This window comes from Commensalibacter melissae (genome assembly GCF_009734185.1).
GTDB classification, from domain to species: domain Bacteria; phylum Pseudomonadota; class Alphaproteobacteria; order Acetobacterales; family Acetobacteraceae; genus Commensalibacter; species Commensalibacter melissae.
This window is the reverse complement of record NZ_CP046393.1, coordinates 1,318,941-1,336,862: the sequence shown is the minus strand read 5'-3', so window position 1 is coordinate 1,336,862 and position 17,922 is coordinate 1,318,941. Positions and strand designations below refer to the sequence as shown.

At 38.7% G+C, this 17,922-nt stretch carries 14 protein-coding genes; 7 read left to right on the top strand and 7 right to left on the bottom strand.

Annotated elements, in window-relative coordinates; translation table 11 throughout:
- Window positions 1-6: 6 nt before the first annotated feature.
- Window positions 7-2,325: a helicase-related protein gene (locus GN303_RS05915; RefSeq protein WP_110438252.1), complete on the bottom strand. Its 2,319-nt coding sequence runs from the start codon at window positions 2,323-2,325 to the stop codon at window positions 7-9.
- 305 nt (window positions 2,326-2,630) lie between these two features.
- Here GN303_RS05915 and GN303_RS05910 point away from each other — a divergent pair, with 305 nt between their 5' ends.
- Window positions 2,631-3,461 carry a ferredoxin--NADP reductase gene (locus GN303_RS05910; protein WP_110438251.1) on the top strand — a complete coding sequence of 277 codons (831 nt, stop codon included), beginning with the start codon at window positions 2,631-2,633 and terminating at the stop codon, window positions 3,459-3,461.
- 3 nt (window positions 3,462-3,464) lie between these two features.
- The gene (gorA, locus tag GN303_RS05905) at window positions 3,465-4,862 is read left to right on the top strand and encodes a glutathione-disulfide reductase (protein WP_110438250.1); all 1,398 of its coding nucleotides are present in this window, start codon (window positions 3,465-3,467) and stop codon (window positions 4,860-4,862) included.
- Window positions 4,863-4,870: 8 nt separating this feature from the next.
- Here gorA and GN303_RS05900 read toward each other — a convergent pair whose 3' ends face one another.
- The 4 genes from GN303_RS05900 to GN303_RS05885 all read right to left on the bottom strand — a co-directional run bounded on the left by GN303_RS05900 (window position 4,871) and on the right by GN303_RS05885 (window position 8,053).
- Complete coding sequence (locus GN303_RS05900; protein ID WP_110438249.1) at window positions 4,871-5,272, bottom strand: hypothetical protein; 402 nt, start codon at window positions 5,270-5,272, stop codon at window positions 4,871-4,873.
- Window positions 5,273-5,468: 196 nt separating this feature from the next.
- Window positions 5,469-6,122, bottom strand: coding sequence for a methionine ABC transporter permease (locus GN303_RS05895; RefSeq protein WP_197037490.1), 654 nt, complete (start codon window positions 6,120-6,122; stop codon window positions 5,469-5,471).
- Window positions 6,123-6,162: 40 nt separating this feature from the next.
- Complete coding sequence (locus GN303_RS05890; RefSeq protein ID WP_110438248.1) at window positions 6,163-7,200, bottom strand: methionine ABC transporter ATP-binding protein; 1,038 nt, start codon at window positions 7,198-7,200, stop codon at window positions 6,163-6,165.
- A gap of 40 nt (window positions 7,201-7,240) precedes the next feature.
- Window positions 7,241-8,053: a MetQ/NlpA family ABC transporter substrate-binding protein gene (locus GN303_RS05885; protein ID WP_231504008.1), complete on the bottom strand. Its 813-nt coding sequence runs from the start codon at window positions 8,051-8,053 to the stop codon at window positions 7,241-7,243.
- 258 nt (window positions 8,054-8,311) lie between these two features.
- Here GN303_RS05885 and GN303_RS05880 point away from each other — a divergent pair, with 258 nt between their 5' ends.
- The 5 genes from GN303_RS05880 (at window position 8,312) to trhP (ending at window position 14,230) form a co-directional block, all read left to right on the top strand.
- Entirely contained in the window at window positions 8,312-9,703 is a 1,392-nt protein-coding gene (locus GN303_RS05880) for a class II 3-deoxy-7-phosphoheptulonate synthase (protein ID WP_110438247.1), read from the top strand.
- A gap of 39 nt (window positions 9,704-9,742) precedes the next feature.
- Window positions 9,743-10,954 carry a beta/alpha barrel domain-containing protein gene (locus GN303_RS05875; protein WP_370533600.1) on the top strand — a complete coding sequence of 404 codons (1,212 nt, stop codon included), beginning with the start codon at window positions 9,743-9,745 and terminating at the stop codon, window positions 10,952-10,954.
- Between the two features lie 31 nt (window positions 10,955-10,985).
- Complete coding sequence (locus tag GN303_RS05870; protein WP_110438598.1) at window positions 10,986-11,378, top strand: hypothetical protein; 393 nt, start codon at window positions 10,986-10,988, stop codon at window positions 11,376-11,378.
- A gap of 39 nt (window positions 11,379-11,417) precedes the next feature.
- Window positions 11,418-12,755 carry a glutamate--tRNA ligase gene (gene gltX, locus GN303_RS05865; RefSeq protein WP_110438246.1) on the top strand — a complete coding sequence of 446 codons (1,338 nt, stop codon included), beginning with the start codon at window positions 11,418-11,420 and terminating at the stop codon, window positions 12,753-12,755.
- 116 nt (window positions 12,756-12,871) lie between these two features.
- Window positions 12,872-14,230, top strand: coding sequence for a prephenate-dependent tRNA uridine(34) hydroxylase TrhP (trhP, locus tag GN303_RS05860; RefSeq protein ID WP_110438245.1), 1,359 nt, complete (start codon window positions 12,872-12,874; stop codon window positions 14,228-14,230).
- A gap of 158 nt (window positions 14,231-14,388) precedes the next feature.
- On the opposite strand, the gene GN303_RS05855 is transcribed toward trhP, so the two are convergent.
- Window positions 14,389-15,390 (bottom strand): glycosyltransferase family 61 protein, encoded by a 1,002-nt coding sequence (locus GN303_RS05855; protein ID WP_158523854.1) that lies wholly within the window; start codon window positions 15,388-15,390, stop codon window positions 14,389-14,391.
- Window positions 15,391-15,772: 382 nt separating this feature from the next.
- On the bottom strand, window positions 15,773-17,887 hold the full coding sequence (recG, locus tag GN303_RS05850) for an ATP-dependent DNA helicase RecG (RefSeq protein ID WP_110438243.1): 2,115 nt from the start codon (window positions 17,885-17,887) through the stop codon (window positions 15,773-15,775).
- Window positions 17,888-17,922 lie beyond the last annotated feature (35 nt).

The following is a 17,922-nucleotide window of genomic DNA, read 5'->3' as shown; positions in this document are numbered from 1 at the left end:
ATTTAATTACAATTCAATCTTCCTGCGTTTTTGGCGAAGGACTGATTCAATCCATTCATTTAATTTCTTCGTATTTTTCTCGGCATTTTCCAGATCTGGGTAAAAATCGGGAAAACGCAAGGATAGCCAGCGCCAACTTACCAGGCGTTTATGCATTTTTTCAGCGCGTTCAAGTTCGCGTCGGGATGCCTGGACTGGATTCGGTAGTTTTCCAGATCCAGGGGCGGATATGGTTTTGCCGGCAGCATGATCCGCTGCCCAATGGGTAAGCCGTTGAATGCCATTGTCACGGTCATCGACCGGACATGTTGAATATGTCCAGCGATCTTTAAGGGAAAGACCATCCACTCCCTCCAGTGAGGATGCAATCGCGAATGTTTCCTCCATTTTTGCCAATCTATAATTGGGATCATCAGGACGTAAAACAGCCCGTTTCAAGCGTGTCAATACACCGAATAAACTTGTTGAATTGATTTCATTGGCAATTGCTTGAACAATATCACTGTCAGGTTGCACCAGGGGTCGCAAATCATTTTCCTGGATTGGAGGGGCCTCCAGATTACGATGGATGAAGGCAGGATCGCCCGCACCAGCCATAATACCTACAATTCCGTTTTCATGCTTGCCATATCGACCTGCACGTCCGCCTATTTGCTTGATTTCCTGGGATGTGAGGGAGCGCCTGTTTTGACCATCGAATTTAAAGATCGTGCTGAATATAACACGTTTGATGGATAAATTTAATCCCATACCGATAGCGTCTGTTGCGATTAAAATATCTGCCTCGCCATTATTGAAGCGTTTTGCTTCCGCCCGCCTGACTTCCGGACTCAAAGCCCCGTATATTACAGCAACGCGATGGCCTTTCTGCATTAGAAGGGAACGTAGATCCAAAACCTCTTTTCTTGAAAAGGCGATAAGTGCATCACCCGTTCTCAATTTTGATAACCTGATTGGTGAACTGGCAGTGATAAGGGTACTTTTTCTTTGTAGGATAATCTCGTCATAGGGATCATCACATAAATTGGCAATGCGTTTGACAATAGGGATACATTCTGGTGAACCCAGAACAAAAACATGGCGTGCCGGAACGCCCATAATTGCAGCCGTCCATGCTGCGCCACGATCAGGATCTGTCAGCATTTGCGCCTCATCAATCAACGCCACATCAACAGGATTGTCCATCGGACACATTTCTACAGTAGCTGCCAGAAAACGGCTTCCAGGGATAATATTGCGCTCCTCACCCGTTTTCAAGGATGCCTCAATATCACGTTCCGCCAGGGCTTCCTTGAATTCATGCGCCAATAAACGTAGTGGTGCAAGGGCAATTCCACTCTCACTTTTAGCCATTGATTCCAAGGCAGTATAAGATTTTCCACTGTTGGTTGGTCCAGTCACAATGGTGATATGTCTTTTCAGGGAGCGGGCTGTTATAAAATGCCCTGCATATCGATCCATTGCCGCTACATTGGCCAATACCTTGTTTTTGATATTGAGGTCACCAAGGTTTATATATTTACCCTTTTTTCCCTTAGGGACTTCTTCGATCCAACTTGAAATTTGATTGCGTAATTTTCTCAATTCAACAGGATCAAATTTCCAAATATCTTTTCCGTGTTTCTTTATTTTCTGGGCAATTGGAATTCTGTTCTGCCCAATCCATTTTAGGGCATCCCTGGACGAGCAATGCAATATTGCGGGTATATCCTTGAAGCTTACAAGGCTATTTTCCCATTCCCTTTGTCGTTTTATCTCCTGTTTCTTACGGGCCTTGGCTGTTTGTAGTAACTGTTCATCTTTTTCTTTATTGATCTTATAATCTGTCAAAATCTGATCAATAAAACTATCTTTATCCTGTATATCAAAAGCCATGGCAACGGTATCTGCCATAATTGTCAATTGTTCATTATCGAATGTTCTAGCTGAGACATTATTGGTTTCAAGCTGTAAATTTTGAATTGCCTCATGGGCATTGCCGCTTGATTGTTTCAAACGGTTTCCTAGGGCAAGCTGCAATGCATTTTCAAAATTAGTTTCATTGGGTTCAGGTGTGTGAATAAACGAAACCGCCCATGCAATATCTTCGGGTTGAACCCAAACATATTTTTTTTGTTGGACAAGCTGGGTTAATTTTTTGGTCCATCCCTTTCTACGAATAGTACAGAGAAGTTTTATAAAATTTGCTGGTGTAATCGTGTCAGAGTCAGTTTCAAGTTGGCGTTCAATGAGTTTTTTTAGACGATTTTCCTCTTGAGGCGTAATATCTAGCCGGGTTTCTTGTAAGACTTTGTAAAGGGCAAGTTCAGCAGGGGATGAGTTCATATGATTTAACAGATTAAAAAATTGAATTTTATTATTTAGTACATATCTAGAATACAAGATAAAAGATGATATAGGTTTTTCGCAACATATTGTACTTATAATATAAGTTTTTTTATTTTAATGCCTTATATTTATGTATAATTTGAAAAAATTGATTAAATAAGATTGAATCAAAAAATTTTATCAGTATTTTCTTATTATAGATAATTTTAAACACGGTAATTTTTTAAAAATGACGAATTGGGTTTCAATATATAAGATAAATTTCATATAAATTGACCAATATTGCAGGAGATTAGTAAATAATGACAGAATCAGTGATGATTGATGATTCTTTTCGTCTTTCCCCGCCCTCTAAAGAATATAGTCACTTAAATGCTGAAAAGGTTTTATCTGTTCATCATTGGACGGACCGTCTTTTTTCTTTCACTTGTACACGCACCTCAAGTTTAAGATTTGAAAATGGTCAATTTTGCATGATCGGAATCGAGGTAAATGGCAAACCTTTATTGCGAGCTTATAGTGTTGCAAGCGCTAATTATGAAGAACATCTTGAATTTCTGTCAATCAAGGTTCCTGATGGCCCCTTGACTTCACGTTTATGTCATATGAAGGTCGGCGATACGGTTCTTATTGGACGTAAACCAACGGGAACCCTGGTGCTTCCTAATTTGAAACCCGGTCGAAACTTATATTTCTTTTCAACGGGAACCGGATTGGCACCTTTCATGAGCCTTATTCGTGATCCAGAGGTATACGAGAATTTTGAAAAAGTGGTCCTGACCCATACTGTACGCATCAAAGGGGAACTGGCTTATCATAATTATATTTTAAATGATTTGCCAAATAATGAATTTCTGGGAGAATATGTGAAAGAAAAACTGGTTTATTATCCTACAGTTACTCGTGAGGAATTTCCTGTAAGAGATCGTATCACGACCCTGATTGAAAATGAGAAACTGTTTTCTGATATTAATTTACCTGTTATGGATCCCGAACATGATCGTGCTATGATTTGCGGTTCTCCAGAAATGTTGGCGGAAACCAAGTCAATTCTTGAAAAAAGAGGTTTTGTAGAAGGTAACGGTTCATCACCTGGTTCCTTTGTAATTGAAAAAGCATTTGCGGAGCAATAATTCATGAAATACGACTTTGACCTTATTGTTATAGGAGCAGGTTCAGGCGGTGTTCGCTGTGCCCGTATTGCAGCTTCCCATGGTGCCCGTGTTGCGGTTGTTGAAAAACAATATTGGGGTGGTACCTGCGTAAATATTGGCTGTGTACCAAAAAAGCTTATGGTTTATGCAAGCAATTTTAACAACCAGGTCAAAGATAGTCATGGATATGGATGGGATACGGTTCCCGGACACCATCATTGGCCTGAATTTATTGAGGCAAAAAACAAGGAAATAAAACGGTTAAATAATATTTATATTTCCATGTTGGAAAGGGCGGGAGTGAATCTATTTACAGGTCATGCCTCTTTCAAAGATGATCATACTCTTAAAATCTCATCTTCTGTATTATCTGATGAAAAAGCAGAAGATAAATTTATTACAGGCAAACATATTGTTATTGCAACAGGCTCATCACCCACGAAACTTGATATTGAAGGAAATGAATACGCCATTACTTCAGATGAAGCTTTTTATTTGTCAAAACGTCCGGAAAATATTGCCATCATTGGATCTGGATATATTGCACTTGAGTTTGCCGGCATATTTGCCGGACTGGGTTCATATGTGGATTTGGTCTATCGTCAACCTGTTCCCCTCAGAGGATTTGATCAGGATATACGTCAGGCTGTCTATGATGCGATTGAACAGCGTAAGGATATTATCCAACATGTCAAAGCCCATCCAAAAAAGATTATTAAACAAGGTGAGCAATATCATCTTTATCTTGATAACGGAGAAGTGGTGCAAACAGATTGTGTATTTTTTGCCACTGGTCGGCATCCCAATTTGTCAGGATTAAATCTTGAAAAAATTGGGATTGAAAAGGGGAAAAAAGGGGAAATCATTGTTAATGAAGATTTTGAAACTCGAATTCCCCATATTTATGCCATCGGTGATGTGATAGATTTTGTTAATCTTACTCCTGTAGCCATTGCTCAAGGACATGCCCTAGCTGATCGTTTATTCGGAAATAAAATTCGTAAAAGTAACTATGACTACATTCCAAAGGCTGTATTTTTTAATCCACCAATTGGAAGCATTGGTTTAACTGAAGAAGAGGCTGCACTAAGAGGAGCAGTTGATATCTATATCTCCAATTTTACGTCAATGCGCTATAGTTTAACGGAACGTAAGGTTAAAACCTTTATTAAAATGATCGTTGATCAATCGTCGCAAAAGGTTGTTGGACTTCATATTGTCGGAGATGACGCACCAGAAATGCTGCAAGGATTTTCAGTTGCAGTTGCGGCAGGTTTAACCAAGGCAGTTTTTGATGAAACAATCGGTATTCATCCAACTTCTGCGGAGGAAATTGTAACCCTTCGTCAGGTTGCAAGGGTTACAGATAAACAAAATTAAAAGTTTGATTATCGGGGGGTTAACCATCCATTTCCTGTTGAATCCCCTAATTTTCCCTGTCCCATTGGGCCACTTTCTTGATACGCGGTACCATATTTTGAAAGATTGGCACCACTTACCTTGTCTTTCGATTCAGCCAAAGCTTGTTGATGCTCGGGATCTGGTCCATTTTGCATGTTCATGGAAGGCGCATAGGTATAACCGGGAGGTGGTTCACGGTGTCCTCGAACGGTAATATGTTCACCCCCTTTTTCAGCTTCCTGGGATTTCATTTGAACGGATTGTTTGGATAAGCCTGGTAAAGTTCCGCTTTCTTCTTGATTGATTGGCGTAACTTGTGCATAAGTTTTGACAGATAGTAAAGTCGTAGAAAGTAAAACTGTATACAATCCAGTTTTAAACCAATTCATTATAATTTATCCTTTATGGCTCTAAAAAATAGCTGATATAGATTTATAATTTACGTTCTTGATATAATATACCAAATTTGAAAAGTTAAGCCCGTGATGAAATGGATGGGTTTATTCTTCAATCTATAACATAAAATGAAATAAAAACATATTTGATGATTTCAGAAATATCAGTAATTTTAATTTTATCTAAGGATTAACGGTGATTATATTTTCTTGCAAGATAATCTCCCAACCATTGAATTCCTGAAATCATGAGCACCAATATAACGATTACAATTCCCATAATATCCGATCTGAATTGTTGATATCCATATTGTATAGCATAATGACCCAATCCACCTGCCCCAATGGTCCCAGCCATGGCGGATATTCCAATAATCAGGATTAGAGTCACGGTAAAACCGGAAATGAGTCCCGGTAAAGCTTCAGGCAATAGAACCTCTTTAATAATTGTAAAATTGCTTCCTCCCATCGCTTTAACTGCCTCAATAAGATTACGGTCGACTTCCTTAAGGGAAACTTCCGCTATTCTGGTAAAATAGGGAATAGTTGCAATAGTTAACGGAACAATTGCTGCAGTCGTGCCAATAGCGGTTCCAACAAGAAATCGTGTTACGGGAATTAGGGCCACTAGCAATATTATAAAAGGAATGGATCGGAATATATTAATAATGAATCCAATCGATCGATTACATATCGGTGCGGGCCTTAAACCGTCAGGTGCGGTGATAACCAGGAAAAGGGCGAGAGGTAATCCACCTGTCAAGGTTAGCAAACCACAAGCTAGAGTCATTTCCAATGTCTGGCCAATAGCAATATATAACTGCTCAAGTTGATATGTTGAAATATGAGAGTACTGACTTATGAGATTATTCATTTGATCAAGATTAAAGACGGACATAACCAACCTTTTCAACTGTCTCAACACCCATGCTTGTAAGAGCTGTTATTGTTTGTTGCCATTGATCCGCAGGAACGGCAAGAAATGTCGTGCCAATTGGTGTTTCACGTATATGGGTTATGTTTCCTTCCAACAGTACTGCGGAAATTTGATAATCTTTTTGAAGATTAGCTATTAAGGGATCTCTTACAACCTTGCCCATCATGACGACATGTAGAATGGCATGGTCATTCCTGTCAGGGTTGGGATGAATATTTTGCGATATACTTTGGGGAAGGGAAGGCTGTTCCTCTTGCAATAATTGTTGGGTTGTTTCCGATTGCGGATGAGCAAAAACTTTACCGACTGCTCCCTCCTCGATGATTTTACCTTTTTGCAGAACAAAAACTCGATCTGCTAAAAGGCGGATAACACTCATTTCATGAGTGATCAAAACAATTGTAAGTTTTAGTTTCTGATTAATTCGTAATAAAAGTTCAATTATTGAACGTGTCGTTTCTGGGTCAAGGGCAGAGGTTGCCTCATCACATAACAAAAGGGCGGGATTGGCTGCCAGGGCTCTTGCTATTCCAACACGTTGTTTTTGCCCCCCCGATAACTGGGCTGGATAATTGAGGGCCTTGTCAGGAATGCCAACCAGTTCGAGCAATTCTTTTGCTTTCTCAATTCGCTTGGCTTTAGGAATCCCTGCAATTTTCAAGGGAAGGGCAATATTATTTAAAACATTTTTAGAATTAAGTAGATTAAAATGCTGAAAAACCAGCCCAATTCGCTGTCTCAATGGAATAAGAGCCTTTTCAGGCAAATGGGCTATATCTTTTCCTTCAATCTTGACCTTGCCACTTGTTGGTTTTTCCAGCCCCGCCAAACATCGTAGCAGAGTTGTTTTTCCTGCTCCAGAGTGTCCGATAATTCCAACTATTTCTCCTTTTTGAATCGAGAAAGTAAGGTTGGATAATGCGGCATGATTGCCAAAATTTCTGCATACATTGTCAAATTCAATAACGGGTAAATCTGAAGTCATAAATTTTTATCAATTAAACTGCATTGAGGAAAAGAATGTGTCACCATGCAGGCAATATAGCGCCGTGAAATTTATCTTCCATTGCCTTTTTCACGGCATCGGATTGAAAACTCTCCAGCAACAATTTCATTTCAGGGCGGTTTTCATCCCCTTTACGTACAACCAAGATATTGTCATAAGGACTGTCTTTAATATCCTCTCTAAGTAAAGCAGATTTTGGATTGATCCCGGCCGGTATGACGAAATTCGTATTGACCGCGGCCATTGTGACATCATCTAGGGCACGGGATAATTGGGCGGCGTCAAGATCAATAAGTTGAAAATGATGTGGATTACTGATGACATCCCCAAGTCTAGGTAATGCCGGAGCATTCTGCCGTAGTTGGATGAGATTGGCTTTCACTAGAAGATTAAGAGCTCTGCCTTGATTGGAAGGATCATTGGGAATGGCGATTTTTGCTTGGTCAGGAAGATCACGGATGGATTTGATTTTATGTGAGTAAAAACCCAGTGGTTCTGCCCATGTTTTTCCAAGAACGGCCAATTTATAATTTCTTGCTTGAATTTGCGCATCCATGAAGGGAACTGTTTGGAAAGCGTTGGCATCAATATCTTTACCAACAAGCGCTTCATTTGGAATATTGTAATCGTCAAAATTGACCAGTTGAATATCAATGTTTTTTGTTTTTGCAACTTCCTTGGCGGTAAGGGCCAGTTCCTCTTCAGGACCACTAATGATACCGACACGAATAGTTTGAACGGTGGAGGCGGCTTTAGTTTCTTGCGGAATACCCGAATAAAGGATAAATGCGGTTAAGCTGGCAAGAAAAGCCCGGCGAGAGAAAATCATCATTAACTGTTGTTCCCATTCGTTCAAGGTCAAAGATATTTAAGGAAAGTTTTATATAAAAATCGTGTATCTGTATAGAGTATATTATATGAAACACCATACAATATTAAAGCTGCTGGTTAATTATTTTATAAATATGGTTAATTTTTTATATTATAAGATAAATAATATGTTTTTTTAGGAAAATGTTATTGTATGTTTGAATGTAAAATATTAGATAAAATATTTGTAATTTAAGCTTTTATTGAAACAGGATTTACAATGGATAGTAAGATATTGTCTGATGCTAATGTAAATAAGAACTGGACACCAGATTCTTGGCGTTCATTTCCAATTAAACAGGTGCCAGAATATCCAGATCAATCCGTATTGAAATTAATCGAAGATAAATTATTCCAATATCCACCTTTGGTTTTTGCAGGTGAGACGCGTAAACTGAAAAAGCAATTGGCAGCAGCAGCGGAAGGTAAGGCATTTGTATTACAGGGTGGGCCTTGCGCTGAAAATTTTGAGGAATTTACGGCTGATATCATTCGGGATATGTTCAGGGTTATTCTTCAAATGGCTGTCGTCCTGACGTTTGGAGCAAAAGTTCCTGTTGTAAAAATTGGTCGCATTGCAGGTCAATTTGCCAAACCACGCTCTTCATCACATGAAAATAAGAACGGTATGAGTCTTTTATCATACCGTGGCGAAATTATCAATGGAGCTGAATTTACGAAAGAGGCCCGTACTCCAGATCCGAGAAGAATGGAAATTGCCTATTTCCAGTCAGCTGGGACCTTGAATTTGATCCGTGCATTTGCAAATGGTGGCTATGCTAATCTAAATGAAGTCCATCGCTGGAATCTGGATTTTGTCAAGCGCCTGCCTCTGGCAAAACAATACAACAAATTGGCCAATCGAATAGATGAAACTCTAGCGTTTATGAAAGCTTGTGGCTTGACATCACAAAATACGCCGCAAATTCATGAAACAGAATTTTACACATCTCATGAAGCCTTATTATTGCCCTATGAACAGGCTTTGACACGAATTGATTCAACATCCGATGACTGGTATAATTGTTCGGCGCATTTTTTATGGATAGGTGATAGAACACGTCAACCTGATGGTGCGCACGTTGAATTTTTGCGAGGCGTTAAAAATCCGGTTGGTATCAAGGTTGGTCCATCTGCCGATTTGGAGGATTTATTAAAATTGTTGGATATTTTGAATCCAAACAATGAACCGGGACGTATTTCTCTGATCAGTCGCATGGGGGCTGCAAAAGTTAGGGATTATTTGCCCAAGATAGTTCAGGGGATTAAAGATTCTGGTCATATTGTTACATGGCTTTGCGATCCAATGCATGGGAACACGATTTCAACAAGTAACGGGGTCAAGACACGTTCATTTGATTCAATACTTGCTGAAGTTATAGGTTTTTTTGATGTAATGACTTCTTCAAACGCTATTCCGGGTGGTATTCATGTTGAAATGACCGGAACAAATGTTACGGAATGTATCGGTGGAGTCCATCATCTAAAGGAGTCTGATCTTGCAAAACGATACCAGACATTTTGTGATCCTCGTTTAAATGCTGAACAGTCTTTGGAAATCGCTTTTCTGCTTGCTGATGAGTTGACCAAAAGAAATTTTGCGGCTCATTAACAGGAATATTGTTTTGTAATATTATTGAAAGTCAAATGGATGACTGATGGATTAGAGAAAAAGAACGTGGATAAAATTCTGTCATCTACCTTGGCTGTGACAGTACCTGGTAATAATGAGGAAATATTAAATCGTACGGATATGTATTTTGTTCGTACACAGAAAATAATCGAGCAATATGGGGATACAGAAGTTGTTTATGCCGTTTTTTTACGACGTCCTGTAATTTCTGCACCTCGTATTGCTCTTGAATGGCTAGAGCATATTATCGCCAGGGAAAAAATTAATGCCAGTTATAAACTGGCATTTCCAGAAGGGGAATGGGTTGGAGCAGGGTTGCCGATACTATACTTAAAGGGATCCTTTAAACAGCTTGTCACACTGGAAACCATATTATTGCAAAAACTCGGCGCCTGTTGTGTTGCCGCCTGCAATGCGTTTCAGATGACCCAACTTTTGCCAGATACAAGCTTCATCGCGATGGATGCGCGACATTGTGCCGGTTATGAAATGCAGGAGTTGGTGGAGTATGCTGCATGGGTTGGTAGCAAGGCAGCACAAAAAAAGAACGGAGCGAAAGGATTTATCGGGACTGCGAGTACGATAACCTCAAAATTTTATGGATTACATCATGGACTTGGAACAATGCCGCACGCCTTGATCGGTTATGCCGGTTCAACCCTTAAAGCTGCTGAAATGTTTCATGGGCAGTTTCCAGATCAGGAACTTGGTGTATTGGTTGATTACTTTGGTCAAGAAATTACCGATGGATTGGCGGTTTGCAAGGCTTTTCCAGAATTGGCGGCCCAGGGTAAAGTTTTGCTGCGCTTGGATACTCATGGTGGACGATACATTGAAGGACTGAATAGACAGTCATCATATGAACTGTTAATGCGATATGCTCCTGAAACAATTCAACGCTATTGTTCCGAAAAAGAATTGACATATCTGGCAGGAACAGGTGTCTCTGCGGCTGCAATATGGTATATGCGTAAAAAACTTGATGAGGCCGGATTTGATAGGGTTAAGATCATTGCCTCATCGGGGTTTGATATCGAGAAATGTCGTATCATTTCTGAAGCAAGAGCCCCGGTTGATATTGTCGGGACCGGTTCATTCATTCCTGTTTTATGGAATGAAACATATGCAACTGCCGATATTATTGCCTATAATGGCAAACCTTTGGTTAAAAAAGGTCGGGAATTTTTGATTAATCTTGCCCGACAGTATATGCCTAACTTGGGAATATGATAATTTATAATATATGAATGGGGTAAATAATTTGCAAAATCAAGAAGATCAGAACAAAGAAGACAAGAGAGAATATAATGTACAGATCTTTGATCTTTCGAGTGAGCAAAAAAATGAGGTCACTGAAGTGGTTGCCGGTTTTTACAGTTTGGAACATGCCAATGCATTCGCCAAAACTTATGTTCGGGACAGTGTTGAAAGATGCCGTATTCCGGGAGCTTCACGACAGGAAATCTTTGATGCTTGGTCAGCTTTTGGAGAAGATGCGAAAGTTGTTGATTCACGAGAAAAAGAGAATTGGGATTCTTCGGATTCCATTATGATGTTTATTGAAAATGTTGCTACGCCAATGGAAAGGGACTGGCGTGCGCTTGATCCACGTCGTTTGGTGGAAGAGGATGATTTTCCTGAAGACGACAAATAATATAAGTTTTCTTTGTTAATTAAAATACAAGTACAGATTATGAAATTACGTTTTGCCCCAAGTCCTACTGGTTTAATGCATGTAGGAAATGCCCGTCTAGCAGTTGCTAATGCACTTTATGCCCGTCATCATGGTGGAACCTTTATGTTGCGTATTGATGATACGGATGTTGAACGCTCCAAGGAGGAATATGTTCGGGAAATATATCAGGCATTAAAATGGTTTGGGATTGGCTGGGATGAATTCATGCGTCAATCTGAACGTATGGATCGTTATCAATTGGCAATAGAAAAATTAAAACAGTCTGGGCGTCTGTATCCATGCTTTGAAACTAAACAGGAGCTTGATTTTAAGAGAGAGTTGCGTCGTCGGCAAAATAAGCCTCCTATTTATGATCGGGCAATGCTTAAGCTTACGTCTGAACAACGAAAAGAGTCAGAGGCAAACGGAAAAAAACCTCATTGGCGCTTCATGCTTTCTGGGCGTGAAATGAAATGGAAAGACTTGGTTATGGGTGACTGTCACGTCAAATTATCCTCCATTTCCGATCCAGTCATGATCAAGGCGGATGGTACCGTTTTATATACTTTGGCATCAGTTGTCGATGATCTTGAAAGTGGCATTACGCATATTATCCGGGGTGAGGATCATGTGACAAATACAGGTGTTCAACTGGATTTGATTGAGGCATTGACTGATCATCCAAATACGATCCAGTTTGCACATCTACCGTTACTGCTTGACGAGGATGGGGGTAAGCTTTCAAAACGATTGGGAAGTATCTCTTTGCGCCGATTACGCGAGGATGGATTGGAGGCAAAAGCTGTGGTTTCCTATCTGGCAAGATTGGGGACATCAAGAGATCCACAATTGTTGTCTGTTGACGAATTGGCAAAGGATTATGATTTATCCTCATATTCGCGTTCACCAGCAAGGTTCGATATTCAACAAATGTTGGCATTGAATAAAAAGTGTTTACATACAATGGAATTTTCAGAAGTCAGAGATCGATTGCCTGAAGCTGTTACAGAAGAATTCTGGAATATTGTCCGACCCAATATCGATATATTGTCTGAAACGCGATATTGGTGGGATTTGGTTCATGAGGATATTATTCCTGAAGTTGCGGATGAAGATAAATCATATCTTCATCTGGCCTTGGAATGTTTGCCAACTGAACCTTGGGGGCAAGAGACCTGGAGCCAATGGACCAATATTTTGAAAGAGGTTAGTGGTCGAAAGGGAAAATCTCTTTTTCATCCATTGCGTCTGGCATTAACACGAGAGGATAAAGGGCCGGAGATGAGAGGGCTTTTACCGCTGATTGGGCGAGAAAGAGTGGTCAGACGGTTAACGGAGGCATGTTCTCTTGCCTAGATAAATTAAATTATGAAGATAAATAATTTTATCTTCATATAGCTTTTTTAAAAGGTTGAAAAATTTCTTGGCCTTGTTAAAAAGGCTTTTTTATTTCATTAAAGTTTTACCTTGTTATGCGTCAATCTTTGAAAACAGAACTTTTAAGTCCAGCTGGTACGTTAAAGGCCATGCGATATGCATTCGCATACGGTGCAGACGCGGTCTATGCAGGACAACCACGTTACAGTCTGCGAGTTCGCAATAATGAATTCAATCACCAAAATCTTAAAATCGGTATTGATGAGGCACATGCTCAAGGAAAATCTTTCTATGTGGTGGTTAATATTGCACCTCACAATGCAAAGTTAAAGACATTTATCAAAGATTTGGAGCCTGTTGTCACCATGGAACCTGATGCTTTGATCATGTCTGACCCTGGACTAATTATGATGGTGAGGCAACATTTTCCTCAAATGGCCATACATTTATCCGTCCAGGCCAATGCTGTTAATTGGGCCACGGTTAAATTTTGGAAAGAGATGGGATTAACACGGGTTATCTTGTCACGTGAGCTTTCCCTCAAGGAAATTGAAGAAATTCATCAACATGTTCCAGATATTGAATTGGAGGTATTTGTGCATGGGGCCCTTTGCATGGCTTATTCAGGTCGGTGTCTATTGTCGGGATATATTAATCACCGTGATGCCAATCAGGGAACATGTACAAACTCTTGTCGCTGGAAATATGATGTTGAAGAGGCAACAGAAAATGAATTGGGAGAAATTGTCAATAAAAACCAATCTGAAACATGTTGTAAATCTGATGATGTTCCACCAACCTTGGGTGAAGGGGAGACAACGGATAAAGTTTTCATTCTGCGCGAAGAAAAACGCCCTGATGAGGAGATGACAGCTTTTGAGGATGAACATGGCACTTATATCATGAATTCAAAGGATCTGAGAGCAATTCAGCATGTTGAAAAGTTGGTTAATATTGGTGTTTATTCCCTTAAAATTGAAGGGAGAACAAAATCTCATTATTATTGTGCCCGTACTGCTCAAATATATCGCAAGGCAATTGACGATGCCTTGGCAGGTCGGCCATTTGATATGAATTTGATGACAAGTTTGGAATCTCTGGCTCATCGTGGATATACTGAAGGTTTTTTAAGTCGACATAAACATAATGAATATCAAAATTATGAAACAGGTTCATCAATTTCGGTTAAACAGCAATTTGCTGGTGAATTCACTGGTAATTTCAGGGATGGTCTTGCCGAAATCGCGGTTAAAAACCGTTTTGAAATTGGTGATCAACTAGAAATAATGACTCCTGGCGGAAATGTTAGCTTTACTTTAGAAAAAATGGAAAACACGAAAGGGGAAGCCATTAAAATCGCCCCAGGAAATAGTCATATTGTCTACATTCCTGTCCAGAAAAATCTTTCTCTCGAATATGCGTTGCTTATGCGATATTTGAAAACTGAATCATAATTGAGAATATTGGGTTTATTAATCATTGGGGGATTTATTAAACTGCGGAAAAGATTTTTCCTAAAGGGTGAACTGTTAAAATATTATAATATTTTTTAATTTACCTTACCTTGATTTTTGTTTGTTAATATTGCATTTAATGATCAGATGAAGGAATTCTAATTTATCAATTGATTTATCGCACTGGATAAATCATTTTCTGTTAAAGGTTGATCACTTAAATTTATGCAACCATAACGTTGCTTTTTAACTGCGGTAAGAAGATAGAAACAATTACGCAGATGATTTTGGTTATCCAGTTTTCTATTTAACTCCAATAGAGCTGTATCTTTTTTTGCAAAGACCATATTTGCTAAAGCTGCACCATGAGGGGCGATAATCAGATCAGCCTGACGAAAAAGATTGACTTGTGCAGCAAAATCCATGTTTTCAAGAAACACTTTTTCAATTGATTTCTCATTCAAAACTTTATCAATAATACGTTGTTCATCAAAACTAATTCGAGGATTTGGATGATGTTCCCTTGAAATGTAAAAACGTTTGGGTAATGAAGTATTGACAGGGAGCTGGATTGTATCGAATAAGGTATAAATTTCATCAAATGTTAGATATAATTCCGGCATCAGGGGTTTATGCCAGAAGAAATGCAGATTTTTTACAGGGTAAATACCATAATTCATAAAAGTGGCACGATTAATCAATCCACTATATTCAAGGCTTTGAACATAAGTTGTTGGGGAGAAAGCGCATTGCCGATTGTTGAATAGGCTATGTTCAGATGGTAAGGCAAGAATTGTATCAGGTGGCAATATGGAATTGGCTAATTGTGTTTTGGAGATTCCATACAATAACCAATGATAATAATTAAAGCAAGCAGCGTCAAAACCCACAAAAACATTATCTAAACTGGACTTTTGTTCAATGTCTGGAAATAAAAAGCCAGAATGATTTTCACTGGGTGGCAATTGTTGTTTTATTAAAAAACAAGAAGGTTCATCAACGATATATCCTTCGGATGTTACGATTACTCCGTCCAGTCCCGGGAAAACGATAAAATATGCGTTTTTAAGGGTAAATAGAGTCAAATACGTAAGAGGTAAAGTTATTTGATCATTTTTTTTAGGATTTGATCTTACGTTATAATAAGACAACCCACGCATGAAATCCCTTTTACCTGTTATAGTATTAAAATTTTTGGGAAGAGATAAAATGGCAGGGGATGAAATACAAATTTTTTTTTGCTTTGATATTTTTTCAAATGAACGGAAATCTTGTTTTAAAATTAAATTATTTGAAATCATTATATGAACTTTAATTTTTTTGAAATAAATGAAAATATAAAAAAGAGAAAGGAAATATTTGTCAATATGTTATAACATTATTGATTTGTGGCAAATTAAATATGAAATTATTTCAATAATTGAAAAATAAATTTATGTTAATTTAATTATCTTAAAATGATGTTTCCTCAGATTTTTTGAATTACAAATTATAATTTATTGAAAATTGTTTTGTTGCATTACTGTGATGCTATTCTGGAAATCATCCTGCTTTGATAAGGTTTTGAATATTATTTTTTTCAAATAACATGAGTAAAACTTGTATTGACGTTTTTTCATCAATAGAGGCTTGAGTTTCTTTGTTATACCAGTATTCAGCAGCTTTCCAGGCTGTATTAATCCAATGATCCAACAGGATTTCATTGACCATTTTAAAATTGGGTAAACCGGATTGTCTACGACCTGTTACCTCTCCGCCGCCTCGTATCCTGAAATCCTCATCAGCTATCAGGAAGCCATTCTCTGTGTCGCGTATGAGGGATAATCTTTTTTTTGCTATATAACTAATTTTATCATCATGTAAAAGAAGACAGTATGACTGTTTTTCTCCTCTTCCAACACGCCCACGTAATTGATGCAATTGTGCAAGACCAAAACGTTCTGCATGTTCAATAACCATGATATTAGCATTGGGAATATTGACACCAACCTCGATAACTGTGGTGGCAACTAGTATTTTGGTTTTATTCTGTGCAAATTTATCAAGTTCAGCTTGTCTTTCGCCAGTATCTTGTTGGCCATGCGTTAAGCCTACATTCTCGATACCAAAATAATGCTGTAGGCTCATGTAACGATTTTTGACTGCAGCCAGATCCATAACCTCGTTTTCTTCAACTAGAGGACAGACCCAGAATATTTGACAACCTTGTTGAATGGCTCTTTTAATACCTTCCAAAATTTTATCAATTTTGCTTAATGCATGCAGCGTGGTATGGATAGGTTTCCGATTTGCAGGTTTTTCTGTAAGGCGACTAACCTGCAATTCTCCCCATCTTGTCAGTAAAAGGGTTCTTGGAATAGGGGTTGCTGTCATTACAAGTGTATCTGTATTTTCCCCCTTTTCCCCCAGTCTAATGCGTTGTTCAACACCGAAACGATGTTGTTCGTCAATAATGACAAGCGCCAGGTTATGAAAAACAACTTGTTCCTGAAACAAGGCATGTGTACCGATAGCAATTTTTGTTTTTCCGGTTTTAATTTTATCGAGGGTTTCCTTGCGAGCTATTCCTTTTATGGAACTGCTTAAAAATGAAATTTCAACAGGAGCAAGTTTCATAAAGGTTTCATAATGTTGTCTGGCAAGAATTTCAGTGGGTGCCATAATAACACTTTGGAATCCCGCTTCAACAGCATGTAAGGCGGCCATTATAGCAATAATGGTTTTACCGGAACCGACATCTCCCTGTAATAATCTTAGCATGCGATAAGGGCGTTCCATATCTGTCTGAATTTCTTTGAATGCCTGTCTTTGGGAAAATGTCAGTGAATATCCGAATTTTTGTAAAGCGTGGCAAATAAGATGATTATCACCAATCAGGGATTTTCCTGTGGTTAACTGATTTGTATGTTTTATTTTTGTAATGGCTAATTGTTCCGCGAATAACTCATCAAATGCCAAACGGGAACGTGCCCGACTTTCAATAGCTTCATAGGTTTGATTTTCAAAAAAAGTGGGGAAATCTCCTGGAAAATGTAGCAAATGAAGCGCTTCTTTAAAACTTGGCCAATGGTGTTGATGTAAAAGGGAAGGATTGATCCATTCGGGCAATTCGGGACATAGGTTTAATGCCAGGCGTAAAGCTTTTGAAAGATTTTTTGGGAAAAGGCCTGCTGTTAAGGGCCATACAGGTTCAATTAATGGAATGACCTGTTGGTTATATATAGGTTCAATATAATGTGGATTGGTTATAATCAGTTTGTTATTTTTATTTTCTAAGAGACCTGAAACAACAAATATTGTATCAAGGGTTAGTTTTTTCGCTTGCCACGATGAAAAAAATATCATTTCAGCTTTAGCACTGCCATCGTTAACAAATATACGCCAGGGTTGTTTATGATGACGGGGTTTTTCAATATGGGTAATTTCTATTTGAAGTGTAACTATTTTTCCAGGGATTGCATTTTGCAATTTGGGGCGATATCGTCGGTCAATTATTGAAGTGGGCAAATGAAAGAGTAAATCAATAATTCGCTCACCACCAATTGCATGGGTCATTAACTTGCTCAATTTCGGACCTATACCTTTAAGACTGGATAAGGGGGACAATATAGGTTTTATGGAAAGATAAAGGGAAGGTGGAATAGAGGGGGGACTCATGATTATTTTGGTTATGAGAGTGTAGAATTGTTTAA